This is a genomic window from Larkinella sp. C7 (assembly GCF_006149005.1).
Classification (GTDB): Bacteria; Bacteroidota; Bacteroidia; order Cytophagales; family Spirosomataceae; genus Larkinella.
Genome location: NZ_VBSL01000003.1, coordinates 327,802 through 354,171 on the forward strand (window position 1 = coordinate 327,802; position 26,370 = coordinate 354,171).

The 26,370-nt window shown below is 54.0% G+C and carries 16 protein-coding genes; 7 read left to right on the forward strand and 9 right to left on the reverse strand.

The window, feature by feature from the left end:
* Positions 1–246: 246 nt before the first annotated feature.
* Positions 247–1,284, forward strand: coding sequence for an L-rhamnose/proton symporter RhaT (gene rhaT, locus FH871_RS09700; RefSeq protein ID WP_138991242.1), 1,038 nt, complete (start codon positions 247–249; stop codon positions 1,282–1,284).
* 318 nt (positions 1,285–1,602) lie between these two features.
* Here rhaT and FH871_RS09705 read toward each other — a convergent pair whose 3' ends face one another.
* Complete coding sequence (locus FH871_RS09705) at positions 1,603–2,241, reverse strand: TetR/AcrR family transcriptional regulator (RefSeq protein WP_138991243.1); 639 nt, start codon at positions 2,239–2,241, stop codon at positions 1,603–1,605.
* A 235-nt stretch (positions 2,242–2,476) separates the two neighbouring features.
* Here FH871_RS09705 and FH871_RS09710 point away from each other — a divergent pair, with 235 nt between their 5' ends.
* From FH871_RS09710 to FH871_RS09735, 6 genes are all read left to right on the forward strand, one after another.
* On the forward strand, positions 2,477–5,737 hold the full coding sequence (locus tag FH871_RS09710; protein WP_229317175.1) for a TonB-dependent receptor: 3,261 nt from the start codon (positions 2,477–2,479) through the stop codon (positions 5,735–5,737).
* 24 nt (positions 5,738–5,761) lie between these two features.
* On the forward strand, positions 5,762–7,555 hold the full coding sequence (locus FH871_RS09715) for a RagB/SusD family nutrient uptake outer membrane protein (protein WP_138991244.1): 1,794 nt from the start codon (positions 5,762–5,764) through the stop codon (positions 7,553–7,555).
* Positions 7,556–7,565: 10 nt separating this feature from the next.
* Positions 7,566–8,444: a metallophosphoesterase gene (locus FH871_RS09720; protein WP_138991245.1), complete on the forward strand. Its 879-nt coding sequence runs from the start codon at positions 7,566–7,568 to the stop codon at positions 8,442–8,444.
* Positions 8,445–8,515: 71 nt separating this feature from the next.
* Complete coding sequence (locus tag FH871_RS09725) at positions 8,516–9,706, forward strand: alkaline phosphatase family protein (protein WP_229317178.1); 1,191 nt, start codon at positions 8,516–8,518, stop codon at positions 9,704–9,706.
* Positions 9,707–9,904: 198 nt separating this feature from the next.
* The gene (locus FH871_RS09730) at positions 9,905–11,071 is read left to right on the forward strand and encodes a hypothetical protein (RefSeq protein ID WP_138991247.1); all 1,167 of its coding nucleotides are present in this window, start codon (positions 9,905–9,907) and stop codon (positions 11,069–11,071) included.
* 35 nt (positions 11,072–11,106) lie between these two features.
* A complete protein-coding gene (locus tag FH871_RS09735) occupies positions 11,107–11,403 on the forward strand; it encodes an HPF/RaiA family ribosome-associated protein (RefSeq protein ID WP_138991248.1) in 297 nt (98 codons plus the stop codon).
* A gap of 256 nt (positions 11,404–11,659) precedes the next feature.
* On the opposite strand, the gene FH871_RS09740 is transcribed toward FH871_RS09735, so the two are convergent.
* The 8 genes from FH871_RS09740 to FH871_RS09775 all read right to left on the reverse strand — a co-directional run bounded on the left by FH871_RS09740 (position 11,660) and on the right by FH871_RS09775 (position 26,369).
* Positions 11,660–13,117 (reverse strand): DUF1501 domain-containing protein, encoded by a 1,458-nt coding sequence (locus tag FH871_RS09740; protein ID WP_138991249.1) that lies wholly within the window; start codon positions 13,115–13,117, stop codon positions 11,660–11,662.
* 5 nt (positions 13,118–13,122) lie between these two features.
* Complete coding sequence (locus tag FH871_RS09745; RefSeq protein ID WP_138991250.1) at positions 13,123–15,471, reverse strand: PSD1 and planctomycete cytochrome C domain-containing protein; 2,349 nt, start codon at positions 15,469–15,471, stop codon at positions 13,123–13,125.
* A 120-nt stretch (positions 15,472–15,591) separates the two neighbouring features.
* A complete protein-coding gene (locus tag FH871_RS09750) occupies positions 15,592–17,130 on the reverse strand; it encodes a RagB/SusD family nutrient uptake outer membrane protein (protein WP_138991251.1) in 1,539 nt (512 codons plus the stop codon).
* Positions 17,131–17,150: 20 nt separating this feature from the next.
* Positions 17,151–20,540, reverse strand: a complete 3,390-nt coding sequence (locus FH871_RS09755; protein WP_229317180.1) for a TonB-dependent receptor — start codon at positions 20,538–20,540, stop codon at positions 17,151–17,153.
* A gap of 245 nt (positions 20,541–20,785) precedes the next feature.
* Positions 20,786–21,913: a FecR family protein gene (locus tag FH871_RS09760; RefSeq protein ID WP_138991252.1), complete on the reverse strand. Its 1,128-nt coding sequence runs from the start codon at positions 21,911–21,913 to the stop codon at positions 20,786–20,788.
* Positions 21,914–22,025: 112 nt separating this feature from the next.
* Positions 22,026–22,634 (reverse strand): RNA polymerase sigma factor, encoded by a 609-nt coding sequence (locus FH871_RS09765; RefSeq protein WP_138991253.1) that lies wholly within the window; start codon positions 22,632–22,634, stop codon positions 22,026–22,028.
* A 66-nt stretch (positions 22,635–22,700) separates the two neighbouring features.
* Positions 22,701–24,872 (reverse strand): c-type cytochrome domain-containing protein, encoded by a 2,172-nt coding sequence (locus tag FH871_RS09770; protein ID WP_138991254.1) that lies wholly within the window; start codon positions 24,870–24,872, stop codon positions 22,701–22,703.
* A 42-nt stretch (positions 24,873–24,914) separates the two neighbouring features.
* Positions 24,915–26,369: a DUF1501 domain-containing protein gene (locus FH871_RS09775; protein WP_138991255.1), complete on the reverse strand. Its 1,455-nt coding sequence runs from the start codon at positions 26,367–26,369 to the stop codon at positions 24,915–24,917.
* Position 26,370 lies beyond the last annotated feature (1 nt).

The window sequence follows — 26,370 nt, forward strand, 5'->3', positions numbered from 1 at the left end:
ATAAGCCCATTAGAAATCTAGCGGGCTTATCCTACTAACCTATGATGAAATAGTATTCTACGGTGCAAAAGTATTGACTTAGAACGAGCTAACTATACCGTGGTCTCCTGCTCTGTACGGTCTTCTAAAAAAATAGTTCAGGGGCTGTATCGTTAGACCGGGCCAACTTTTCGCTTTATGAATTCAGGAGAGCGCAGGAAGGTCTTTCTCCGGAAACTACACAGATTTGTTGAAAAATCACTATACATGGCCGTCATTTGGGGAGTAGTCTTGCACGCGCTCGGAGGGTTTGCTTCCGGCAGTTTCTATCTACCGTATAAAAAAGTACAGGGCTGGTCCTGGGAAAGTTACTGGCTCGTGGGCGGTATTTTTTCCTGGGTGTTTGCTCCGCTGATTTTCGGCCTGCTCACCGTCCCGGATCTGTTTGACGTACTGGCCGAAGCCCCATCCGAAACCGTCTGGTGGTCGTATTTCTGGGGTGTACTCTGGGGATTTGGCGGGTTGACGTTCGGCCTGACGATGCGGTACCTGGGCCTGTCGCTCGGCATGGCCGTGGTGTTGGGACTCTGTGCGGTTTTCGGAACCGTCGTTCCACCCATCTGGCAGGGGCAATTCGGCACGCTGATGAGCACGCTGTCCGGCCAGGTCATCATTCTGGGTTTAGCGGTCTGCGTACTGGGGATTTCGATTTGCGGTATTGCCGGCATGATGAAAGAAAAGTCGATGACGGATGACCAGAAAAAAGAAACCATCGCCGAATTTGATCTCAAAAAGGGCGTTCTCGTGGCGGTTTTCTCGGGCATCATGAGTGCCTGTTTTTCGTTCGGACTAACGGCCGGCCAACCCATTGCCGAACTGGCGGTGCAGAACGGTGCCGACCCGCTGTACATGAACAATGCACCCCTCGTATTCATCCTGCTGGGCGGCTTGACCACCAACGCCATCTGGTGTATCTACCTCAATATCAAGAATAAGACGTATACGGATTACGGCAATGTAACGGCACCCGCTGTGCGGAACATCATTTTCTGCGCCATGGCCGGGGTGACGTGGTACCTGCAATTCTTCTTTTACGGCATGGGCGACAGCAAAATGGGCGAATACCGGTTTTCGGGCTGGACCCTGCACATGGCGTTCATCATTGCCTTCAGCAGCTTCTGGGGGCTGTATCTGCACGAGTGGCGGGGGGCCAACCGGCAGACCATGCGCACCATTACCCTCGGGATTGCCACCGTGGTCTTTTCGACGGTCGTGGTCGGTATCGGGAATTATCTGGCGGAATAAAAAACCGGTTTCAGGGGTTTGGGGCCATTAGAAGCAGATTAATCAGGTTTGAACGGCGAATAATTTGTACATTCAAGCCGTTTATACCGTGACTGACTTTACACTCCGATGGCGTTTTTCTGGATCGAACTGGCCGGGTGGCTGGGCGTTTTGTGCTACTTACTGGCCTACTTACTGCTTACTCTCAAATTACTGCGTGCAGATAAATTAGTGTACCACCTGTTGAATATTCTGGGCGCAGTAGGGCTCATTGTCAGTTCTTTGCACACACATGATAGCCAAAGTATCGTTGTCAACGTGTCCTGGCTGCTGATTGGATTATGGGCGATCTACCAGAACAACCGGTCCGTTCAGCGTTTTTGACGGATCAAGCAAAGCGAGAGCCTGTTGCTTGTACTGACTGAGTTTTTGCTCGTATTCGCTTTGATCGCTAACCAGACTCAAATAATAATACGCCCCGTCGACGAGGATAAAAACCAGATCAGCGGTCTGGTAAGCGTCGGCGGTTTGGTAAGCGTCGGCACTGGCGCAATCCTGAATCAGCCGGGCCAGTTTGTGCCGCAGCGAATCCAGCATCGTTTTATACTTCTCCTGAATCACCGCATTCCGAAACGTCAGCGAATAACAACTGTAAAACAGGCCGTCGTCGAATAACTGATTCCAGTCTTTGGAGAATAACCGGTCGACGACTTTCAGTAAAACCGCTTCCGGATTGTCGTCGTGCTGTGGCGTCGTGATGTCGAAAATAAACTGGTATTTGGCCAGCATAAAATCGATCAACCCGCTGATCAAATCGTCCCGCGTCTGAAAATAGTGCATGATCAGACTGGGATTGATCGACATCATACCCGCAATCTTGGCAATTGAGGTGTTCTCCAGCCCTTCCTTCTTGGCAACCTGATAAAACATTTGGATGATTTCCTGCTGCCGGGTGTCTTTGAGGCTTTTTCTTCCCATTCTACTGCTGATCGGTCAATCTATGAACTAAAAAGTCCCAAATATACGGGAAAAATCAATCTGTAAATTTTAAATAAATTGAATGAATATTCAAACAAAATTAACAATTTTGTAACACTGGATTACCCTTCATTGGAGACGCTGAACTCTACCTTTGCATCAACCTGACTTGACCGGGTCTTTCCATGAAAAAGTTGATTTTCAATCTCTTCTCTTCCACTGTTAACTGTTGTGTATGATGAGAAATCTATCACGTGTTTTATTTAAGGGGTTGCCTTCTGCCCCCGTCTGGGGAATCGTCTGGGGGTTCGTCCTGTTGACGAAGGGACTGGTCCTGGCGCAAGGTATTACCGTCAGCGGTTTGATCACCGGCGGAACCGGCCGGGAAGCCCTGCCGGGCGTTAACATTGTCATTAAAGGCACCCAAAAGGGCGTCACGACCGATGGGCAGGGCCGGTACACCCTCAGCAATGTACCCGCAAACGCCGTGCTGGCGGTGTCGTTTATTGGTTATCTCGGCCTGGAAGAACCGGTCAACGGACGCACGACGATCGACCTCAACCTGGCGCAGGATGCCGCTAACCTGCAGGAAGTCGTGGTGGTGGGCTATGGGACTCAAAAGAAAATCAACATCACCGGAGCCGTCGATCAGATTGCCGGGAGGGCAATTGAAAACCGGCCGGTCGCCAACGTCTTGCAGGGCTTGCAGGGCATTAGTCCGGGCCTGAACATTACCTACGGCGGGGGGCGGCCCGGCACGATTCCGAGCATCAACATCCGGGGCTTTACGTCCATCAACGGAGGGCAGCCGCTGATCGTGATCGATGGAATTCCGTCGGCCAATAACGATGACCTGTTGCGCCTGAACCCGTCGGATATTGCCTCGTTTTCGGTGCTGCGCGATGCGGCCTCGGCTTCGATCTATGGTGCACGGGCGGCTTTTGGGGTCGTACTGATCACCACTAAACAGGGGGGGCAGGGACGGCAGTCGGTGGTGTACAACAATTTCTTCTCCTGGGGCAAATCGACCGTGCTGCCGCAGCCGGTCACCGATCCGTATATTTATTCCCGTGTGCTGGAAACGGCTACCGACAACACGCCCTGGGATTACGTCAATTATTCCGATGAGCATTACCGCTGGGCCAAGGAACGCTCCGAAAACCCGGCCCTGGAAGACGTGCGCCTGAATCCTGCCGACCCGACGAAATGGGCCTACATGGGCAGCAACAACTGGTACGATTACTTTTACCACCGGTCGAGCCTGTCGCAGAACCACAGCGTTTCGATGTCGGGCAGCGCCGGTGCCGACAAGATGCCGATTGGCTATTACCTGTCGGCGGATTACAACAAGGAAAATGGCCTCAACAAGCTGACCGATGATTACTGGAATCGGTACACGCTCCGGGGACGCTTCAATTTTACGCCCCTGAAATGGCTGAAAGTCGATAACAACGGAACCATTTACCAGACGGAGCGCGCGGACCCGACGGCTTCCATCATCGATACGTACTTTCTGCAACCCACCGATGTGGCCAAAAACCCGGATGGCACCTGGGCCAATACCGCAGCCGGACGGCTGGCGGCCCGGCTAACCGACGGCGGAAAAAATACCGAAACCATGTTCGGGTTTCAGAACATCACGCGGGCTGTGGCGTCGTTTCTGGATAACGCCTTGCAGATTACCGGCGACGCGAGTTTCAAACGCGAGCAGTGGAAATACAACTGGGATTCGCGCAAATTCAGCATCGGGTTCGGCCCCGGCGACATCCGGCAGGAGGGCGGCAATGGCTACGTGATCGAGCGCAACGGCACGCTGACCAACACCGTGTATAACCTCTACGCCAATTATTCGAAAACGCTGGGGAGCCACGCCCTGACGGCGCTGGCGGGCTACAACCAGGAAAGTTACGTGTACGCTTCGGTGGAAGCCGAGAAAAACGTGCTCATTTCGTCCTCCTTGCCCTACATCGGTCTGACCACCGGCGATGCCTTCATCCGCCCGTCGTACCAGTCGTTTGCCACCCGCAGCCTGTTTGGCCGGTTAAACTACACCTTTAAAGAGCGGTATATCCTGGAAGCCAATGGGCGGTACGATGGATCATCCCGGTTTCCGTCGAACAACCGCTGGGGCTTCTTCCCCTCGGTTTCGGGGGCCTGGGTGGCCAGCGCCGAACCCTTCCTGAACGGGATGCTGCCCTACGTGCCGACGCTCAAACTGCGGGCTTCGTACGGCGACCTGGGCAACCAGAGTGTCGGGAACTTTAATTACATCCAGACGCTGCCCACCGACCTGTCGGGTTATCTGATCAATGGCAACAAGCAAACCGTCATTACCAGTGCTCCCTCGCTTCGGATCGACCCGCGCAATTACACCTGGGAGCGGGTGTCGACCCTGAACTTCGGGGCGGATGTGGGCCTGCTGAAAGAAAAGGTGCTGCTTTCATTCGATTACTACATCCGGAATACGAAAGGGATGCTGACGGCGGGGCAGGAATTGCCAGCCGTGCTCGGCACGACGGTGCCCAGTCAGAATGCCGCCGACCTGCAAACCAAAGGCTGGGAACTGACGCTGAATTACCGGGATTCGTACGCGGTGGGGGCCAAACCGCTTACGTTCGACGCCAAATTTATTCTGTCCGATTCGCGCTCGTTCATCACCAAGTTTAAAAACGAGCAGGAACTGTTCTCGGGCTACCGGGTGGGCCAGGAACTGGGCGAAATCTGGGGCCTGACCAACGACGGTTTTTTCCGGACGGAAGACGAAATCAAGCAGATCGACCAGACGGCCATCATCCCCTGGGGGGCGTTGTCGATTGTGCCGGGCTGGCCCCGGTACCGGGATTTGAACGGCGACGGGAAGATTGAGAAGGGCCTGTCGGCCAAAGACCCCAAAGATTTGTCGATCATCGGTAACTCGACGCCCCGTTACCGGCTGGGGCTGAATTTGAACGCCAACTGGCACGGGTTTGACGTAGCGGTTTTCCTGCAGGGCGTCGGCAAAGCCGATTACTACCCGAGCCATTACCTGTACTGGGGACCCTATCAGCAGCCGTACGCCAATATTTACCCCTGGAACCTCGACTTCTACCGGGCTACGGCCGAACCGGCGGCCGACCGGGCGAAACACTCGGCTTCGTATATCCAGGCGGGACTGGCCGATGCCAATACCGATGCCGAATTCCCGGTTTTACAATCCTGGCTGGCGGATCACAATTATAATGGAGGAGGGGCGGCCGGGCTGGATATTCCCCAAACCAAGTACCTGCTCAGTGCGGCTTACGTGCGCATCAAGAACGTGACCATCGGGTACACGCTCCCCTCGGCACTGACCCGCCGGATCAAGGTCAACCGCGTGCGGGTGTTTGCCAGCGGTGAGAACCTCTTCGAATTCTCGAAAATCAAGAAATATACCGACCCCGAAGCGATCAACACCGGGAATGGCTGGGCCTATCCGTTCCAGCGGAAAATGGCCGTGGGCCTCAACTTCGAATTGTAATGGCTCTCTAACTCGCTCGAAATCATGAAAAAGACTTTCTATCTCCTGCTTTCCGGCCTGCTGATCGGGGCCACCGCCTGCAACGACGATTTTCTGGACCGGTATCCGCAAACGTCCATCGCGCCGGAAGCATTTTTCAATACCGAAGAAGACCTGGCGCTGTACACGAATGGCCTGCTTTCGCTGCCCGGCACGGAATCCTATCTGAACGACCAGAACACCGACAATGCCGCCACGACCGGTGCCGTGGAGGTCAAAACCATCATGACCGGCACGCCCACCGCCCAGAACATCACCGGCGGTTGGAGTTGGGGGCGGTTGAGGAACATCAACTATTTTCTGGACAACTACCGAAAAGCCAACGTCGCTCCGGCGGTTCGGAACCATTACGCGGGCCTGGCGCGGTATTACCGGGCGGAGTTTTATTTCGACAAGGTGAAGCGGTATTCCGACGTGCCCTGGTATTCGGGATCGCTAAACCCCGACGATCCGGCTTTGTACAAACCGCGCGACGCCCGCACGATGGTGGTGGACAGCGTGATGGCCGATCTGGCCTTTGCGGCTGCCAATGTGCGCGAAAACGTACCGACCGGCACGCCCGGCAAATGGGCCGCCAAGCTGTTGCAGGCCCGGGTGGCGCTCTACGAAGGCACCTACCGCAAATACCACGACGAACTGAACCTGCAAGCCACGGCCAATGCGTTCCTGGAAACGGCCGCGACGGTTTCCGCTGAAATCATGGCGTCGAAGAAGTTTTCCATTTACAATACCGGAAAACCGAACGAGGATTATGCGGCCCTGTTCTCGAGCCAGAACCTGCTGACCAACCCGGAAGTGATCCTGACGAATGCCTACGATGTGGATAAAAAACGGAGTGGGGGCGTCAACGGGACGGTTTTCGGGGATTACGAGCAGGCACCCGCCCGCGACCTGGTGCAGACCTACCTGATGAAGGACGGTTCGTATTTTTCGGGCCAGACCGGCTACCAGCAATTCGGTTTTGTGAAGGAGTTTCAGAACCGCGACCCGCGTCTGATGCAAACCGTGGCCTATCCCGGCTGGGTGCGCCAGCCCGACGCGCAGCCCTACATCCAGCGGCTGAACAAGAACTTTACGGGCTACCACCAGTTGAAAGGGTTCATCAACAATACGAATACCAATACCGTCAACAGTGTCGACTTCCCGGTGTACCGTTACGCCGAAGCCCTGCTGATTTACGCCGAAGCGCAGGCCGAACTCGGCAAACTGACCCAGGCCGATCTCGACCAGTCGGTGAACCTGTTGCGGAAGCGGGCCGGATTGCCCAACCTCGACCTGGCCAAAGCCAATGCCACGCCCGATCCGTTCATGGGGCAGAAATACCCGAACCTGAGCGGGGCCAACCGGGGCGTTCTGCTCGAAATCCGGCGCGAACGGCGCGTGGAGTTTGCCTTCGAAAATTCGCGCTACGATGACCTCATGCGCTGGAAAGCCGGTAAATTGCTGACCACGATTCCCGAAGGCATGTACTTCCCCGGCCTGGGCAAATACGACCTGACCGGCGACGGCGTGGAGGACATCATCCTGATCGACAAGAGCGTGTCGATTCCGACGGAGGACAAGAAAGAGAAAAATTCGCTGGGCTTGACGCTGATTTATTACAAAACCGGCAGCAGCACCGACGATGTGACGGTATATTTGAAAAACGGCGCGAACGGCGGTACGATGGTGACCGAAACGACGCCCCGGAAATTCGACGATCCCAAATATTATTACCGGCCCGTGCCGCAGCAGCAGGTGTTGCTGAACCCGGCGCTCAAGCAGATTTTTGGCTGGTAATCAACGTGCTATGAATCGACGCCTTTGGCTCAAACAAACCGGGCTGGTCGCGCTGACCAGCCCGGAACTGACAAAACCGCGCCCCCAAAAGCCAACGCTGACGGTGGCGCACATCACCGATGTGCACATCCGCGAGGGCGACCGCGCCCCTGAGCGGTTTCGGAAATGCCTGGAAGACGTCAAAAAGCACAAGGTCGACTTCTTCCTGAACGGCGGAGACTCCATCCACGCGGCTGATTACAAGGACGTAACCCGCGAGCAGATGCTGGCGCAGTGGGCGATCTGGGATGACTGCCGGAAAACCATTCAGTCGTTTGAGGTATTCAGTTGCATCGGTAACCATGATCCGTGGTGGGCGGCTCCGACGCCGGACGATGCGATGTACGGCAAAAATTACGTGGTGAAGCGACTGGGCATGCCGGGCCGTTATTACAGCTTTTCGCGCAAAGGCTGGCATTTCATCATCCTCGACGGCAACAACGCCAATGTATCGCTGGACACCGAGCAGATGGACTGGCTGAAAAACGAACTGGCCCAACTCCCGGCCCGCACGCCGGTTTTGCTCCTGTCGCACTACCCGATTCTGGGCGTGACGCCTTACCTCGTCGGCGGTGGACATTCGGATTTCAAAGCCCTGAAAGCGCTCTTTTACCAGCACCGCGACAAGGTGAAAGTGTGCCTGAGTGGCCATCAGCACCTGCTCGACCACGCGGTTTACAACGGTGTTCATTACTGCTGCAACGGAGCCGTGAGCGGTTTTTGGTGGGGTAAAGGCGATGCCGAATCAGCCGCACCGAATTATTACCAGGAAACTCCGCCCGGTTACGCCATCCTGGAACTGTTCGCCGATGGCTCGGTCACGAATACCTACTTTCCCCATCATTATTGACCTTTTTACTGTTCGTAATCACCATGCACCCTGTTAGAATCCCGTTCCTTCTTTTCTTCAGTTTCTTATCTATGTCGCTCTGCCGGGGCCAGTCGGATAAAAGAAAGGCGTTGTTTGTCATTGTCGACGGTATTTCGGCGGATGTAATCGAGAAGATTGCCAAACCGAATCTGGACGCGATTGCCCGGGAAGGCGGTTATGTCCGGGCATACGTTGGTGGACAGAAAGGGACGTATTCGCAGACGCCGACGATTTCGGCGGTGGGTTACAACAGCCTGCTGACGGGGACGTGGGTCAACAAACACAACGTCTGGGACAACGACATCAAGGACCCGAATTATCAGTACTGGACGATCTTCCGGTTTTTTGAATCGCAATATCCCCAGAAAAAAACCGCCGTTTTCTCGACCTGGCTCGACAACCGCACTAAACTGGTGGGTGAAGGACTTCCGGCCACGGGCCACCTGCGTCTCGACTATTCGTTCGACGGTTTTGAGCTGGACACGCTCCATTTTCCGCACGACAAAGACAAGCTGTACATCCACCAGATTGACGAAAAAGTGGTGAACGAAGCCGCGGCTTACATCCGGCAGGAAAGTCCGGATCTGTCGTGGGTATACCTGGAATACACAGATGACATGGGCCACCGGTACGGCGATGGTGAGCGGTTCCATGCGGCCATCCGGATGATGGACGACCAGATGGGGCGGTTGTGGAAAGCCGTGCAGTACCGGCAGAAAACGTTTGGCGAAGACTGGCAGGTGTTCATCACAACCGACCACGGCCGGAGCGCGGATACCGGCAAAAACCACGGCGGGCAGTCGGAGCGGGAGCGGAGTACGTGGATGGTGACGAACGCCAAAAACCTGAATCCGTATTTCCGACATTCGACCCCCGGTATTGTCGACATCATGCCGACGCTGGCCCGGCACCTGCAGGTTTCCATTCCGAAAGAACAAACCTTTGAGATTGACGGTATTCCGCTCACCGGCAAGCTGTCGCTGACCCATCCGACGGCGAAAAAAGAAGCCGGGAAAATCGCCCTGAGCTGGAAAGCCGCCGACCCGGAAGGCCATGTCAAAATCTGGCTCACGACCACCAACCATTTCGAAGAGGGCCAGCGCGACCGGTATTTGCTGATGGACGAACTCCCCGTCAAAGCCGAAAAAGCCGTGATCGACGTCTCTAAATTGCCCACCGGTTTTTACAAAATCGTGCTGGAGGGGCGGTATAATACGTTGAGCCGCTGGATTGTGGAGTAAGTAATTGATAAAAAAATAAAACCTGCCTATCCCCCTCACTGACGCTGTTTAGGGTTAAAAAATCGATCCCATTCTAAAAGTATACCCAACATTGTCATAACCGGCGGGTTTACTTTTTAGAGTTCTTATTAACCTGACCGGGTTCGATGCGGTTTCTGCCTATCTACCACCGCCCCGGTTTTTAATCCTATTCACGCGATGACGTCCTTAGATTTTAACAAAGAAGCCCTGCTTGAACTGGCTGATCATGCTCACGAGCATTCGATTTCGATTTTTATTCCGACCCACCGCCGGGGTAAGGAAGTATTGGAAGGTCAGGACAGCATTGCGTTCAAAAACCACCTTCAGGCCATTCGGCTTGAACTTGAAGCGCAGGCGCTCCCGGGCAACGAGATCGATGCATTGATGCTACCGCTGGATGCGCTCCTGGATGATCCGCAATTCTGGCGGCACCGCTCCGAGGGCCTGGCGGTTTTTCGCAGCTCCGACCACTTTTTTACATTTGACAGTCCGGTACCGCTGGACGATTTCCATAAAATTGGCCCGCAGTTTTGGGTAAGACCCCTGCTGTCGTACGTGCAGCCTTCCCGGCAATACTTCCTGCTGCAACTTGGGAAAAACGGCGTAGTGCTCTATCAGGCCGATCAGTACGCGATTACCGTTGTTGAAACCGGAGATGCAATGCCGTCCGGTATGGAAGAGGTAACGAAATACTACGATTTTGAGCAGGAATTGCAGGGACGCACGAAAGGGGCAGGCGGCATGACGGCGATGTATGCGAGTGACGATACTGACAACAAAGACAAAGACCATCTGCTGGCCGATTATTTCCGGCTCGTCGACGAGGCCATGATGAAGCTTAACGGCACCCAGACCATTCCGCTGCTGCTGGCATCGGTTGCCTATTACCAACCCATCTACCGGCAGGTCAACTCGTATCCGTATTTACACGAAGGCGGATTGACGGGCAATTTTGATCACGTTCAGATTGATGAATTGCATCAGATGGCCAATGAACAGCTGGGCGATTACTTTGAGGGGCCGCGTCTGCAACGGATCAGACAATACCAGAACAACAGCGGAAGTGAGTTGGTCTCGCGTGATCTCCGCCAGATCCTGGAAGCCGCTGTAACGGGTCGAATCGAGGCTCTGTTTGTTCGGCACGATGCCCAAGCCTGGGGGCATTTCAACGAAGAAACCCTGACGGCCACCATCCACGAAAATGAAAACGAAGGGGATGCTTCCTTGATCGATCAGGCGGCTTTATTGACGCTGCGCCACGGTGGCGAGGTATATTTAATGGATGAGGTCAAATTGCTCAACAGCCGCAGTCCGGTGATGATCACGGCCCTTTACCGGTTCTAATTCAGTACAAAACGTTAACCAACCATCGAAATCTCATGGAATATTCTGTTGATAACATCAAAATTGATTTGCAAACCGTCGGCTTCGACGAAACGCCCGAACTGGTAAACCAGGTGGAAAGCGAACTGCGCCGGGTGATGCGTTTCCGGAATGACATCGTTGCCGCCGATATTTACCTGCGCGAAGAAGGACGCAACCCCGAGAACAACAAAACGGTGCGCTGGCGGCTGGGCATTCCCGGCAACGACCTGTTTGCTGAAGGAACCGGTCCCAACTGGGCCGCCGGTCTGCGGGACGCCAGTGACAAACTCCGCCGTCAGTTTGTGGACTGAACCACCGTCGTAAACGGCAATCGAATAAAGTCCGGGCCATTTGTCAGATTGACAAGTGGCCCGGATTGTTTGTGTTTGTCAAAATCGAGCCGGTTTTTCAGCCGGGCGGGCGTTGGTGGTTTGTCCCTGGTATTTTGTGAAACCGTATTCTAACGCCTTCGATTATAGCAAATTAATTGTGTTAACGATCAAATAGTTAAGTAGTCATTGTTTGAAAATCGACCAGTAGCCTACAATAGTATTGGTGTAGATTTCGCTAAGCCAGAATATCACGGACCACTTTACCCGAAACATCCGTTAGCCGGTACCGGCGGCCGAGGTGTTTGAAAACCAGCTTCTCGTGATTCAAACCCAACTGGTGCAATACCGTGGCCTGAAAATCGTGGACGTGAACGGGGTTCGCAATGGTGTTGTAGCCGAATTCGTCGGTTTCGCCGTACACCATACCGGGTTTAATGCCGCCCCCAGCCATCCAGATCGTGAAGCTGCGCGGGTGGTGGTCGCGGCCGTATTTCTCTTTCGTCAGTTTGCCCTGGCTAAAGCAGGTGCGGCCAAATTCACCGCCCCAGATCACCAGCGTTTCGTCGAGCAGTCCGCGTTGTTTGAGGTCGGTCACCAAAGCCGCCGATGCCTGATCGACATCTTTGGTCTGGCCGGTAATCTCTTCGGGCAGATTGACGTGCTGATCCCAGCCCTGGTGGTATAACTGCACAAACCGCACGCCGTTTTCGGACAACTTTCGGGCCAGCAGGCAGTTGGCGGCAAAGGTTCCGGGAATCAGACAGTCTGAGCCGTAGAGTTTGATAATATCATCCGGTTCTTTCGACAGGTCCGTAATTTCCGGCACGGCGGTTTGCATCCGGTACGCCATTTCGTACTGCTTGATTTTGGCATTGATCTCCGGATCATGCACCTCCTCGTAGGCCAGCTGGTTCATTTCCGCCAAGCGGTCGAGCATTTTCCGGCGCGACTGGCGGTCCATGCCTTCCGGGTCGCGCAGGTACAGGACCGGATCTTCGCCTTTGCTGAACTGCACGCCCTGGTGAATCGAATCCAGAAAACCGTTCGACCACAGTTTGGAATACACCCCCTGACTGTTGCCTTTTCCCCGGGAAATCAACACCGTAAAATTGGGCAGGTTTTTGTTTTCATTGCCCAGTCCGTAGCTCAGCCACGAGCCCATGCTCGGGCGGTTGCCCTGCTGAGCACCGGTCTGAAAAAACGTGATGGCCGGATCGTGGTTGATGGCTTCGGTGTGCATCGATTTCACGATGCACAGATCATCCACAATGTTGGCCATGTGCGGCAACAGATCGCTCACCCACGCCCGCGACTGCCCATACTGCTTGAAATCGACGAACGATCCGGCCAGGGGCAGGGAGGTCTGGGTGGCGGTAAAACCGGTGAGTCGCTGCCCACCCCGCACCGACGGCGGGAGGTCTTTGCCGAACAACTCCCGCAACTTGGGTTTGTAGTCGAACGTTTCGAGCTGAGAGGGTGCGCCATTCTGGAATAAATAAATGACCCGCTTGGCTTTTGGCGCAAAATGCGGGGTTCCGGGAATGAAATCAGGGTCGTCGGAATCGCTGTTTTTGCTAAACAGATCCGGTATCAGCAGCGAACCCAGCGCAGCACTGCCCAGGCCCAAACTCAGTTTCGAGAAAAACCGTCGCCGGTTGAAGGTCATCAAATGGTCCAGCAGTTCTTTTTCCATGACGGTCAGGATTTAGTAATGGATTCTTCCAGGTTGTAAATCATCGATACCACGCGCATCAGGGCCGCCAGCCGCTTTTTGTCGATTTTTTCGGGAACTGGATATTCCCCGACGGCCAGCACTTTTTCAATCTCCGTCGTTTTTATCGTCTGCATTTCCTCTCCGAAATAGGTCACCAGTACGCTCAGTTCCGGTTGGGTCGGTTTTCGATTGACAATCAGCCGGAAGGCCTGGCCGATTTTGGTTTCCATCCCGGTTTTTTCCTGCAACAAACGGGCCGCCAGCACCCGCGAAGCTTCCAAAACCGTGGGGTCGTTCATCATCACCAGCGCCTGCAAAGGCGTGTTGGTTTTGCTCCGCCCTACTTCGCATTGGTCGCGGTTGCTGGCATCGAAGATGGCCATGGAGGGGGGCGGAACGGTTCGCTTGATGAACGTGTACATACCACGCCGGTACAAAGCCGGACCGTGATCCTGGTTATAGGTCGACAACATGCCGTCGCCCCCGGCGGTGGCACTTTCCCACAAACCGGGCGGTTGATACGGTTTTACACTGGGTCCACCGATGGCCCGGTTCAGCAGACCGCTGCTCGCCAGCACCAGATCTTTCACCAGTTCGGCCTGCATGTGGTAGCGCGGTGCCCGGGCCAGCAACACGTTCTCCGGATCGGCCCGCAGCTTTTCGGGGCTAACGACAATCGACTGGCGGTAGGTGGCCGACGTAACGATCTGCCTGACCAGCCGTTTGATGTTCCAGCCGTGCTGCATAAAGTCGACGGCCAGCCAGTCCAGCAGTTCCGGATGGGAGGGAAGCTCGCCCTGCATCCCGAAGTCCCCGGCGGTTTTGACGATGCCCCGCCCGAAGAATTCCTGCCAGATGCGATTGACGTAGACGCGGGCCGTCAGCGGATTCTTTTTGTCGAACAGCCACTGGGCCAGTCCAAGGCGGTTTTGGGGATATTTTTTGTTGAACGGCAGAATGGATATGGGGGTACCGGGCTGCACTTCGTCGCCGTAGGCATCGAAAACACCCCTTTTCAGAATGTACGTTTTGCGAAGCGTATCCAGATCACCCATGACGGATACAATCAGGCGGCTGGTGTCCGGTTTGTTGATGAACTTCAACAGGCTCTTTACATCGTCGTTACTGATTTCCATCAGCGGTTTTTTGGCATAGGATTCCGGTTTGCCAACGGCGGGGTCGATGGCCGTGTATTTGGGGCGCATTTCATCGACGTTGTTGAAAAAGGCGAAGAGCTGATAATATTCTTTCTGCGAGAAGGGGTCATACTTGTGGTCGTGGCAATGCGCACATTCCAGCGTGATCCCCAGCAGCCCTTTGCCAAAGGTGTCGTTGCGGTCGGTCACGTAGGTAACCCGGTATTCTTCTTCGTCGACAGCACCTTCTTCGGTGATTTTATGGTTGCGGTTAAAACCGGTCGCCAGGAGCTGTTCCTTATTGGAGGAGCCACCGGGCGATACCGGCAGGAGGTCGCCCGCCAGTTGCCAGGTGACAAACCGGTCGTAGGGCATGTTCTGGTTGAAGGCATGAATGACCCAATCCCGCCACGGCCACTGCGTCCGGAAATTATCCATCTGGTAGCCGTAGGAGTCGGCATACCGGGCCAGATCCAGCCAGTGCAGCGCCATTTTCTCGCCATAGGCCGGACTTTTCAGCAACTGATCGACCACTTTTTCGTAGGCCTTCGGACTGTTGTCGGCCAAAAACTGATCCATCATCGACAAGGTGGGCGGTAATCCGGTCAGGTCCAGACTGACGCGCTTGAGCAGGCGTTCCTTGTCGGATTCTTCGTTGGGGGCCAGGCCTTTCTGCTCCTGTTTGTGGAGAATAAAATAATCGATCTCATTCCGTGGCCACGCCGTCTGATCGATGGGCGGCAGGGCCGCTTTTTGGGGAGCCACAAACGCCCAGTGTTTTTCGTACTTTGCGCCCTGTTTGATCCACTTTTCAATCAGGTTGATTTCGCGGGTGGAGAGCTTCAGGTTAGACGACGGTGGTGGCATCAGCAGGGACGTATCCTGCGTGGTGATCCGCAGAAAAGCCTCCGACAGTTCGGGCTTCCCGGCCACCAGCGCGTGGGCCGTCGGGTTTTCAGCGAGGGCTTTGAAGGCGCTTTCGGCGACATCGAGCCGCAGACCGGCCTCCCGCTTGTTGGCATCCGGCCCGTGGCAGGCCAGGCATTTATCCGACAGAATAGGCCGAATGTCAAAGTTATAGCTGACGGTTTCCGGTAATTTCTCCTCCGCTGACCCGCTCGTCAAGCCCGTAGAGCAGGATTGGAAAGCACCTGCACTACCTGCCACCATGAACAGCAAATAAGAAAGCCTTTTCATTGTAACGTCTGGACTGACTAAAATTGGACTAAAATTTAAAAGACCTGTTTTATAAGCAAACCGCCCTGGAGCGTCTCATTTATAAAACAGGTTCATCTTGTTTTTTACCCACATCCCGCGTTAATAACCCGGATTTTGTTGCAGCTTACCGATCAATATTTCGCGATTCGGTATCGGGAACAGCAAACGGTTCTGGGTTACATTGTAACTGGTACCGGGCAGATACGATTCGCCGGCATGAAACGCCTTGATGTACTCCCCGTTCTTGTTCATCACCTCGATGGCTTTACCGGTGCGGACCAAATCCAGCCACCGTTTGTTTTCAAAGGCCAATTCAACACGCCGTTCGTGGGCGATCAGGTCCCGCAAAGCTGCCTGACCGGTTTGCGTCGACGGGGCCAGACCCGCCCGAACCCGAACCGGGTTTAGATAGGTCAGAGCCTCGGCACCTTTATTTTGTTCATTGAGGGCTTCGGCCAGCCCCAGGAGCACATCGGAATAACGATAAATCGGAAAATTGTCGTCAGTATTCTGCTCCAGACTGTGGGGGTGGAGGTACTTTTTGATGTACGGATACGCCCTTTTACCCGCCGGTTTGACGTAGCCAACCGGGCTTTTCAGGGTTTCAATGGCCATGTCGCCCACCACGCCGGTGCCCTCCGCAATGCCAATCGACGCTTCCAGCCGCTTGTCGCCGGGTTCGTAGGTGCCGATCATCTCGAAAGTCGGAACGTTCCAGCCACCCCCCTGGCGATTTTGGGAGGTGATGCCGGTGATCTTGCTGACGTCCGAAGCCAGGGGCAGAAAAGGATACAGAAAGTTGCTGTTTTGACCCTGATTGCCCTGTTGATACTGAATCTCGAACAGCGACTCCCGGCTGTTTTTATTCGATAAGCTGAAAACCGAGGCATAGTCGGGCAGAAGCGCAAAGCCCATCGGGGTAATGCCCTTTAATTCGGTTTCGGCCAGGGCAAAATTCTTCTGCGTCAGATACACATCGGCCAGCAGCATTTTAGCCGCTGCCTGCGTGGCGCGTCCTGTTTGCGGAAACGCCGGTGCCGGTAGTTTGGCAATGGCATCTTTCAGGTCGTCGACAATGACTTTATACACCTCCTCCACGGACGAACGCGGAAGATAGGCATCACCGGCTCCTGAGACCGCTTTCAGGTATAGCGGAACCCCGCCAAAATACCGCACCAGATCAAAGTAAAACAACGCCCGCAGAAACCGGGCCTGACCCGTCAGCCGGTCGGCTACCTGCTGGCTCAGCCCCGCCCCGGGCAGGTAGTCGATGATGCTGTTGGCGCGGGCAATGCCGACGTAACACCGGTTATACTTGTCGGCGACCAGCGTACTGGTGACATCATCCAGAAAAAAATCAGTGTATTCCCGCTCGATATAGGCCGGGCCACGGTTGGTGTTGTTGAACTCAAGGTGCGTGTTGTCGGAACGCATCTCGCCCATGCACCAGGCGGCAATCGATCCTTTGGCGTCCCGGACTGCCGCATAGGCACCCACCATGGCCTGTTCGAACTGGGCTTCGGTCTGGTAAAAATTACCGGACGTTACGGAGCTTTCCGGCACGCGTTCCAGAAAATCTTCGGAACAGCCCGTCAGGAGCAAGGTCGTTAAAAACGATATATACAGGAGCTTTTTCATGTCTTTGATTTTCGATACGATTAAAAATTCAAATTCAGACCCAGCGCAAACGTCCGGGGAACCGGATACGGGCTGATGTCGACCCCTTCGCTCAGGCCGCTCAAACCGTTGAAACTGGCTTCCGGATTAGCTCCTTTGTATTTGGTCAAAACCAGCGCCTGTTGCACACTCAGAAAAATCCGGGATTTGGTGATGTAGCGCGATACTTTCGGCAGGGTGTAGCCCAGCGTGATGTTTTTTACGGTCAGATACGAGGCATCGAGCGCCAGACGGTCCTGCACATTGCGCGGAAATTCGGTGGTTCCCGACAGCGAACGGCCGACAATACCGGCACCGGGGTTTTCGGGCGACCGCCAGCGGTCTTTCATGTACGTTTCGACATTGAAAATGCCTTCCAGCGTTTCGGTCCATTCCGCCAGTGCATAGTACATTTTTCCGCCGTAGGCCCCCGAAATCACAACATTCAGATCCAGATTTTTGTAGGCAAACGTATTGTTGATGCCATACACAAATTTCGGATTGGGGTTGCCGATGTACGTTTTATCCAGGGTGTTGATGATCCCGTCGCCGTTGATGTCTTTCATGCGCATGGTGCCCACCTTGGAGGTGCTGTGTTTGGGCTGTGAATCAAACTCTTCCTGCGTTTTGTAGATGCCATCGAATAAATAGCCGTAGAACTGCCCGATCGGATGGCCCACTTCCGTTTTCCAGATCGTACTGGAATAGTTGCCGATGCCTCCGATGGGCGTGTCATTGGTTCCTAACTTGATAACCTTGTTGCGGTTGAAAGAAATATTGAAATCGCTGCTCCATTTCAGCGTACCGACCAGATTCCGGGTGGTGGCGCCAAATTCATACCCCCAGAAATGAAATTCGCCAATGTTGTCCTGGATGTTGGAAAAACCGGTACCCGTCGGAATATCCACCTGATACAGCATGTTTTTGGTTCTTTTGTTGTAATAATCCGCCGTTAACGAAATCCGGTCGTTTAGCAGCCCCACATCCAGGCCAATGTCCATTCCGGTGGTGGTTTCCCAGGTCAGGCTCGTATTGCCAATCGTGTTGGGGCTTCGTCCCTGCACGAGGGCATTTCCGAATAGGTAGTTGGTGGAGACGATGTTGCCAAACTGGCTGTAATTCCCAATGTTAAAATTACCGGCATCTCCGTATTCGGCCCGTAATTTCAGGTAGCTCACGCTGCTCCATTTTTGAGCAAAACTTTCGTCCGAAATAATCCAGCCCGCCGATATGGAGGGGAAAGAACCCCAGCGGTTTGCCGACCCAAACCGGGAGGAACCATCCCGGCGAATGGAAGCGGCCAACAGGTATTTTCCTTTGTAGTTGTAATTCACACGGCTAAACATCGAGAGCAACGACCATTCCGTTGAGTTGCTGTTCCCATTTTTGATGGCAGCCGCGTCGATCCAGGTAACGGCATCGTCTGGAAAGCTGGTGCCCGTGAGCCGGTTGGTTTCCTGCCGGAACTGCTGGGCCGAATACCCCACAAGGGCTTCGACATGGTGGTCTGTCGCAAAGGATTTGCTGTAATTGAGGGTATTCTCGGTCAGCCACGAGGTATATTCATTCGTTTCGTACGATCCGGTGGCCAGCTTGGGTGGGGGCGAAAAAATGCCGCCCGCCGTCGACGGGTTGAAAATGCGCTGTTTGCGGCTTTCCAGATCCAGCGAGAGGGAGCTTTTGAACCGGAAATTCTTCAGAAAGTCGATTTCGGCGTAGGCATTGCTCAAAATCCGGGTTGAGTTGGTCCGGTTGGTGGTTTCCAGCAAGGTTTTTTTCCAGTTCGGAAACGTGAAAAGCCCCGGTCCGGTAAAACTGAGTTTGACAGAACCGTCGGGGTTTTTGTCATCGGGCGAAAAGATGGGGGGCGTAATGATGGCCGAATAGAGCGTGCTGTAAAAACCGTCGGTTTCCTGATTCAGACTGCGCTGATAGGTTGGGGCAATGTTGATGCCGACCCGGGCAAAATCGTTGATCTTGTACTGATTGTTGGACCGCAGGGAAAACCGCTCGTAGTTGGTGTTCAAGACCACCCCTTTCTCTTTGTAATAGCCCAGGGTGGTGGCCGAACTGAAATTGTTTTTGTTTGATAAAATGGAAAGGTTATAGCTGTTCTGCCCGCCCGTCTGCAAGAGTTCGTTATACCAGTCGGTGCTTTTTCCGGTGTAGGCTTCGGGGTTCTGATACAGCTCCGGGATACCGCCGGTGTAGCCTTCGTATTTAATTTTGTCTTCAAAAATTTCTTTCCGGTCCTGTAAAAACTCCTTCGCATTCATGAGCTTGGCCCGCCCCCGCTGCGGAACCTGGGCAATGCCGTAGGTGGCGCTGAACTGGATGGTGGTCCGGCCTTCTTTGGCCTGTTTCGTGGTAATCAGAATCACCCCGTTGGCCGCCCGCGATCCGTATAAAGCAGCCGCCGAAGCGCCTTTCAGGACGGAGAAGTTTTCGATTTCGTTGGGGTTGATGTTGTTGATCCCGCCCACAATCGGAAACCCGTCGACCACATACAGGGGCGTGTTTCCGGCATTGATGGAAGCCGCCCCGCGAATCCGGATGGCCATTCCGCTGCCGGGTGTGCCCGAAGCCTGGTTGATCTGCACACCGGCGATTCGTCCCTGAAGCTTCTGAGCCAACTGACCCACCGGCTGGTCTTCCAGTTGGGCCGCAGGCAGTGATGCGATGGAACCGGTAACTTCCCGCTGTTTCTGCGTTCCGTAGCCTACCACCACGATTTCTTCCAGCGCCCGGTCTTCCGGAGCAAGTGCAATGGAAAAGGTGCTCTGGTTGCCCACGGTCATTTCCTGGCTCTTGTAGCCAACGAAGCTAAAAACGAGGGTGGCATTGTCTTCCGTTTCCATCTGAAAGTCGCCCTCTCCGTTCGTAATCGTACCCCGCTGCGTTCCCTTCACAACGACACTGACACCGGGTAATCCTTTCCCGGTTTCATCGAGCACTTTTCCGGAAACCGTACGCTTGGGGGCTACCTGTCCCACCGGCGGGAGTTGTACCGGTGCCGCTTCTTCGCGTCTGATAATAATGACTTTTCCGGTCAGTTCATACTGCAATCCCAGCGGGCTCAGGATGTGGTCCAATACCTGCTGAAGCGGTTTGTTCTCGGCAGAAAGGGTGATTTTTCGGCTGGATTGAATCAGCTTCGAGCTAAACACAAAGCGGACGTCTATCTGCCGTTCCACCTGGCTCAGTACCTTTTTTATCTCCATTTCCTGCGCCCTGACCGTGATTTTCTGATTAAGAAGCGACTGGGCTACGCCGTCGCTGGCGTAGCCCAGTCCGGCAAAGCAAAAAGCGAACAGGGTCTGAATCGCAGTGAGACCCAGGGTTCGGCAGAAGATTCGACAGACGAACGGTTGAATCTGTATGGGTTTTTTCATAAAAGTTAAGGGTATAGGAGTTTAAACAGGCAATAGTTTTCCTCGCTCCCTTTTTCGGGGAGTAGCATTAAAAGCGGTTTTGCAGGGAAGCGTTGGGATTTAACCGGACCGAACGAACTCAGCCCGGCACCTTTTCAGATTGCAGGTTTTTGGGGTCATCATACCGCATAAAGTTTTAAGGGTTTAGGTTATTTCGATCAGAAAAAGAATTCAGCCAGTTTATAAACCCGCTTGACAGGTACGCTTTAATTCGTTTTACATCCCTTGCCGTGAATAACAATTTGCCCTTCCACCAGCTCATACCGAGCCTCTATGGCTTTACAGATGATGGTTAGCTGATCATATAATGCCATACTGTCCAGGGAAGCCGTTAAAGGGCAGTCCATCATCAGGTCTCTGTCATAAATGATCGGAACACCGTAGGCTTTTTCGAGCGCAGCGAAAACTTCGTTCGCGGGTTTGTCTTCAAAGTGGAACGAAGGCTGAACAACGGTCTTGAGCAACACGGGTTTTTCCACCAGGGTCTTTCGCATTCGTACCTCGTCCGTTTTGTACACAATTTTTTGATTGGGAGAAAGAACGACCCCGTCCAGCTCGCGGTTGATGGCTTTTTCCCTGGCTTTGGGGTCCGACTGGGCAAATACCGAAACGCGTCCGGTTTTCACTTCAACGATAACTTCCCGCGAACTTTCGTAGGCTTTCACCGTAAAACTGGTTCCTAAGACTTTGGTAACCAGTCCATTTGCATAAACCAAAAAAGGATGGGCCGGATCTTTGGCGACTTCAAAAAAAGCTTCTCCGTTGAGGTAGACTTCCCGTTTGGGGGTTGAAAAGTTTTTGGCGTAGTGAATCCGGCTGGCGGGCGCGAGGGTAACGGTACTGCCATCTTCGAGGTGGATCACGACCGGTTGGGATGATGTATTCGCGGTATCGGTAATGGCCGATGTCTGATTGTTGGCAATCGCGAAGGGCGCATCCAGCCGGGTGGATGGCTGCCCGGAACGGAAATAGGAGTGTGTCAGCCACGCAGCCAGCAAAACAACACTGACCGATGCGGCCACCTGAAACCAACGGCGTTTATAAACCGGTAAAGGGCGTTGCTGATACTCCGGGATTGCTGAGGTCGGTTGATGTATTCTGGAAATCGTCGATTTGACAACCTGTTCAATTTCGTGCGCCGGCAACGCAGGTTCGTTTACCTGAAGAGACAGCACAACGGCTCGGGCTTCGTGAATCCGGTCGGCGCGGTCCGGGTTTTCCTGCATCCATTGATGCCAGAAGAAATCCGTCTCGCTGGTGGGCGAAAGAACCCACTGCCGGAAAAAAGGATCCCAGACAAAATCGCCGGTTTCGTAACTTTTGAATTGATTCATACCTGCCTGTGCATCTTCTATACCCTACGATAGACGAAATCACAGCCGCGATACCAAAAGAAGTAGAATTATTTTGAAAAAAAATAGAATGTTGCCAATTGGCCTGGTCCGGTTATGCGTAAAAATGGACCAGAAGCAGCGTTAAGAATTCGACTTTCCAGTATTCCTTTAGTTGTCTGATGGCAATCTGAAGCAGATTGGATACCGTTTGGGGAGAAATGTCCATCACCTCCGAAATCTGGTTACGGTCCATTTCCTGAAAGAATTTTAGATAAATAACTTCCTTCTGCCGTTTGGGAAGTTCATCCAGCAGCTTTTTGAAACGTTGGGTAACGACCCGGACGCTTTCCTGTTCGATGTACTCCTCTTCAACCGAATATTCAATGTCAAAGCCCTCCTGGTTTTCGCTGGGAATTTCAGTCGATAAACCAGTTCGGGATTGTCCGCTGCGGTTCATCAGCCGACGGAGCGAGGCCATCAGGTAGGGCTTCACCGCAACCTCCGCACTGAGTCGGTCACGACGTTCCCAAATGATCAGAAACAGGTCCTGGATGCAGTCCTTGACAAACTCCTTGTCTTTCGAAAATTTACTGCCATACCGAAACAGAACCTGAAAATGAGAAGACATCAGATAGGCAAAAGCCACGGTATCGCCAGACAGAAACTGTTGCCATACAACAAGTTCTGCGGGTCGATTGAAGGGGTGTTTCTTCTGATCCATATGCCATTACCCATTAACATGCGGTTCTAAACACTTGAAAATGTGCGTGTCTCTACTGGCCTGTTTTCAATTCACAAACATCTCATCCACCAGCACCAGCCCCGGTTTGCCTTTGCCGCCGTGCCATTCCGGCAGCGTACACGGTTTGGCGACCACTTTGATGTAGGCCAGCGGTTGCGGTTTGAAGGTGCAGGTTACATTCGGGATCGAGGGCGTTTCGCCTTTGACGGGCATTTTCGGCTTTACCGTCGTAAGCAGTTTCATCTTGTCGCGGCTGTCGCCCCCCCAGATTTCGACGGTGCCCGGCGGAAAAATACCGGTGGCTTCTTCCACCATGATGCGCAGGGCCACGGAGGAAACCGTGACCGGTTTTTTATATTCGGCCACCAGCACCATGTCGTTGTTGCGGACGCCCGTCCAGTTGTTGGCCCAGGCCGGGCTGTTGGCGTTGAACGTACCGAGCTTGTGGTCAAACAGCGATTTGGCTCCCTCGGCCTGGTGAACGCGGTTGAGCGGCAGCAACAGATTGACACTGTCGGGTTTGTAGGCACTTTTGTAAAAATCGAAGGTGGCCGTACTGCTGCCAAACCAGCCATCTTTGAACGCCCGGGCCTTGATGGTTGCCCGGTCCGTTAGCACCGTCTGGTTGTTGAAAACCGGTGAGTTGACGCTGTCGGGCTCGGTGCCATCGGTGGTGAAGCGAATCTCAACGCCTTTGATCGGGTGCTTCAGTTGCAGGGCCGTTGGTTTATCGAAGATCGTCGAACTGTTTTTAATCTGCGGTGGGTTCAGCGTAATCGGGTTTTTGCCGTCGTCTTTAAACCCGGCAATAAACGCGATGTTTCGATTGGCTTTCTGCAATTGCTGAATCTCCGGACCCGACAGTTTGGTTTCCCAGAGCGAGACGGTTTTCAGGCTTTTGAAATCGCCGATCTGTTTCTGCAAGTCGGCGTAAGTCACTTTGGTGCCCGACAAGGTCAGGGTGTTGAGGTGCTTCAGGGCCGCCAGTTCTTTCAGGTCTTTGCCGGTGATGTCGGTGAAATTCAAATCCAGCTTTTGCAGGTTTTCAAACTGGGCAATCGTTTTCAGATCCGCATCTTTCACCGGTAGTTTGTTCAGGCTCAGCGAAACCACCTGTTGTTTGATGTCACTCAGTTCCTTCAGTTTATCCACGGAATAGGTGTTCCGGTTGTAGAGGTTGACCGCCAGGGCCGGTGACTCCCGGGCCAGGGGAGCAATCGTCCGGTAATCGTTGTTGAGTTTCTGAACCGTCTCTTCATCAGCCGCATCGAATTCATAGACCACTTCCTGCTGTTCGGCGGGTTTGAGCAGGGTGGCAGCAATGCGCCGTAATGAATCGGTGGGCGGTAAATCGATGACCCTTTTCTTGAAATCCGGTTTGCTTTTCACCCAGAGGGCCAGCAGCGTCATTTCGTCGGCCGTCAACTGTGTTTTACCCGTCGGCGGCATGTGTTTTTTCTCTTCCAGCGGCAGGTGAATACGCTGGAGCAACAGGCTCTGGTCGGGAAAACCGGCTTTGAACAGTTTGCCGGATTTGCCGCCTTTCAGCAGGGCATCGACGTCGGCCATGTTCAGTTCGCCTTTCAGCTTCTCGGGATTGTGGCAACTGATGCACTTTTGCTGAAAAATGGGTTGAATGACGTGATCGAATACCAGCGCCTGATCGAGTGCCACCGGTTCAACGCTCGGGTTGCTGATCGGGCCGGTAATGAAGTTGTCGCCGTGCGTTAAAACCGCCCCGTAATGCCCCGCGCCAATCAGGAAAACAACGGCCAGAATGGCCCCCGATCGGGCCACCGTGGCCTGGTACCAATCCCGGTTGCGGCTCCAGTAAATCAGGCAGGAGAGGTAGAACAGGCCGATGCCCGACCATTTGTGCCACTGCAACACTTCCCCGGAATAACCGTCTTCTTTGGACAGAAACAGACCCATGATGACCGTAATACCGGCCGATAGGACGCCAACTAGGAGCAAGTTGGATAAAAAACCGCGGTAAAATTCGTTAGCGGCATAGGAAGCGTTGAACCGAAACAGTTCCATCGCCATCGCCAGCAACAGGATAACGATGGGGAAATGGAGGAAAAGCGGGTGCATCCGCCCGATGGGCTGCACCCAGGTCGGCACCACAATTTTACTCTCGAAAAGCAGAAGAAACAGAATAAAAATGGCTGAAGCAAACAACGCCTGCTCGGCCAGACTTTTGACCTTTTTAGTCATCACAACAAGGAATCCAGTGGGTTAGGAATAGTAGGGTACTGATCAGGCCAGAATATCCCGGACCACTTTGCCGGAAACATCCGTCAAACGGTACCGGCGGCCCAGGTGCTTGAAAATCAATTTTTCGTGATTCAGGCCCAACTGGTGCAAAACCGTCGCCTGAAAATCGTGGACGTGAACCGGATTCTGCGCGATGTTATAGCCCAGTTCATCCGTTTCGCCGTACACCATTCCGGGTTTGATACCGCCCCCGGCCATCCAGATCGTGAAGCAGCGCGGGTGGTGGTCGCGGCCGTAGTTGTCGGCCGTCAGCTTGCCCTGCGTGTAGCTGGTTCGCCCAAATTCACCGCCCCAGATCACCAGCGTTTCGTCCAGCAAACCACGTTGTTTGAGGTCGGTCACCAGAGCCGCCGACGCCTGATCGACGTCCTTGGCCTGCTTGGCAATTTCGAACGGCAGGTTGCCGTGCTGATCCCAGCCCTGATGATACAACTGCACAAACCGCACGCCGTTTTCGGACAACTTCCGGGCCAGCAGGCAGTTGGCGGCAAACGTGCCGGGCACCAGACAGTCCGGGCCGTAGAGCTTGATGATGTCGTCCGGCTCTTTCGACAGGTCCATCACTTCCGGCACAGCGGTTTGCATCCGGTACGCCATTTCGTATTGTTTCACCTTGGCCGTAATTTCGGGATCGCCAAACTCCTGGTACGCCAGATCGTTGAGTTCCGCCAGATTGTCCAGCATATCCCGGCGCGCGTGCCGGTCCATGCCTTCCGGATCGCGCAGGTATAGCACCGGATCTTCGCCCTTGCTGAACTGCACCCCCTGGTGAATCGAATCCAGAAAACCGTTCGACCACAGCTTGGAATACACCCCCTGCCCGTTGCCGATGCCGCGTGACAGCAGCACCGTAAAATTCGGCAGGTTTTTGTTTTCATTGCCCAGTCCGTAGCTCAGCCACGAGCCCATGCTCGGGCGGTTGCCCTGCTGCGAACCGGTTTGCAAAAACGTGAGCGCCGGATCGTGGTTGATGGCTTCCGTGTACATGGATTTCACAATGCACAGATCATCCACGATTTTAGCCGTATACGGAAACAAATCGCTCACCCACGCCCGCGACTGCCCATACTGCTTGAAATTGACGAACGAACCCACCAGCGGAAACGACGCCTGGTTGGCCGTCATCCCGGTCAGCCGCTGCGTTCCCCGCACCGACGGCGGAATTTCCTGCCCCAGCATTTCCCGGAGCTTGGGTTTGTAATCAAACAATTCCTGCTGCGACGGTGCGCCATTCTGGAACAGGTAAATAACGCGTTTGGCTTTGGGTGCAAAATGCGGGATGCCGGGCGTAAGCCCTTCTTCATCCGTATTATTGCCGCCAAACAGATCGGGGATCATCAGCGATCCTAAAGCCGCACTGCCCAGTCCTAAACTCAATCGGGATAAGAAGCGACGCCGGTTGAAATTAAAGCCGTGTTCTAAGATTTCCTTTTCCATG

Excerpts from the sequence above, each read along its gene's own strand:
- rhaT (WP_138991242.1), top strand. The coding sequence starts at position 247 with ATGGCCGTCATTTGGGGAGTAGTCTTGCACGCGCTCGGAGGGTTTGCT.
- FH871_RS09705 (WP_138991243.1), bottom strand. The coding sequence starts at position 2,241 with ATGGGAAGAAAAAGCCTCAAAGACACCCGGCAGCAGGAAATCATCCAA.
- FH871_RS09710 (WP_229317175.1), top strand. The coding sequence starts at position 2,477 with ATGATGAGAAATCTATCACGTGTTTTATTTAAGGGGTTGCCTTCTGCC.
- FH871_RS09715 (WP_138991244.1), top strand. The coding sequence starts at position 5,762 with ATGAAAAAGACTTTCTATCTCCTGCTTTCCGGCCTGCTGATCGGGGCC.
- FH871_RS09720 (WP_138991245.1), top strand. The coding sequence starts at position 7,566 with ATGAATCGACGCCTTTGGCTCAAACAAACCGGGCTGGTCGCGCTGACC.
- FH871_RS09725 (WP_229317178.1), top strand. The coding sequence starts at position 8,516 with ATGTCGCTCTGCCGGGGCCAGTCGGATAAAAGAAAGGCGTTGTTTGTC.
- FH871_RS09730 (WP_138991247.1), top strand. The coding sequence starts at position 9,905 with ATGACGTCCTTAGATTTTAACAAAGAAGCCCTGCTTGAACTGGCTGAT.
- FH871_RS09735 (WP_138991248.1), top strand. The coding sequence starts at position 11,107 with ATGGAATATTCTGTTGATAACATCAAAATTGATTTGCAAACCGTCGGC.
- FH871_RS09740 (WP_138991249.1), bottom strand. The coding sequence starts at position 13,117 with ATGGAAAAAGAACTGCTGGACCATTTGATGACCTTCAACCGGCGACGG.
- FH871_RS09745 (WP_138991250.1), bottom strand. The coding sequence starts at position 15,471 with ATGAAAAGGCTTTCTTATTTGCTGTTCATGGTGGCAGGTAGTGCAGGT.
- FH871_RS09750 (WP_138991251.1), bottom strand. The coding sequence starts at position 17,130 with ATGAAAAAGCTCCTGTATATATCGTTTTTAACGACCTTGCTCCTGACG.
- FH871_RS09755 (WP_229317180.1), bottom strand. The coding sequence starts at position 20,540 with ATGAAAAAACCCATACAGATTCAACCGTTCGTCTGTCGAATCTTCTGC.
- FH871_RS09760 (WP_138991252.1), bottom strand. The coding sequence starts at position 21,913 with ATGAATCAATTCAAAAGTTACGAAACCGGCGATTTTGTCTGGGATCCT.
- FH871_RS09765 (WP_138991253.1), bottom strand. The coding sequence starts at position 22,634 with ATGGATCAGAAGAAACACCCCTTCAATCGACCCGCAGAACTTGTTGTA.
- FH871_RS09770 (WP_138991254.1), bottom strand. The coding sequence starts at position 24,872 with ATGACTAAAAAGGTCAAAAGTCTGGCCGAGCAGGCGTTGTTTGCTTCA.
- FH871_RS09775 (WP_138991255.1), bottom strand. The coding sequence starts at position 26,369 with ATGGAAAAGGAAATCTTAGAACACGGCTTTAATTTCAACCGGCGTCGC.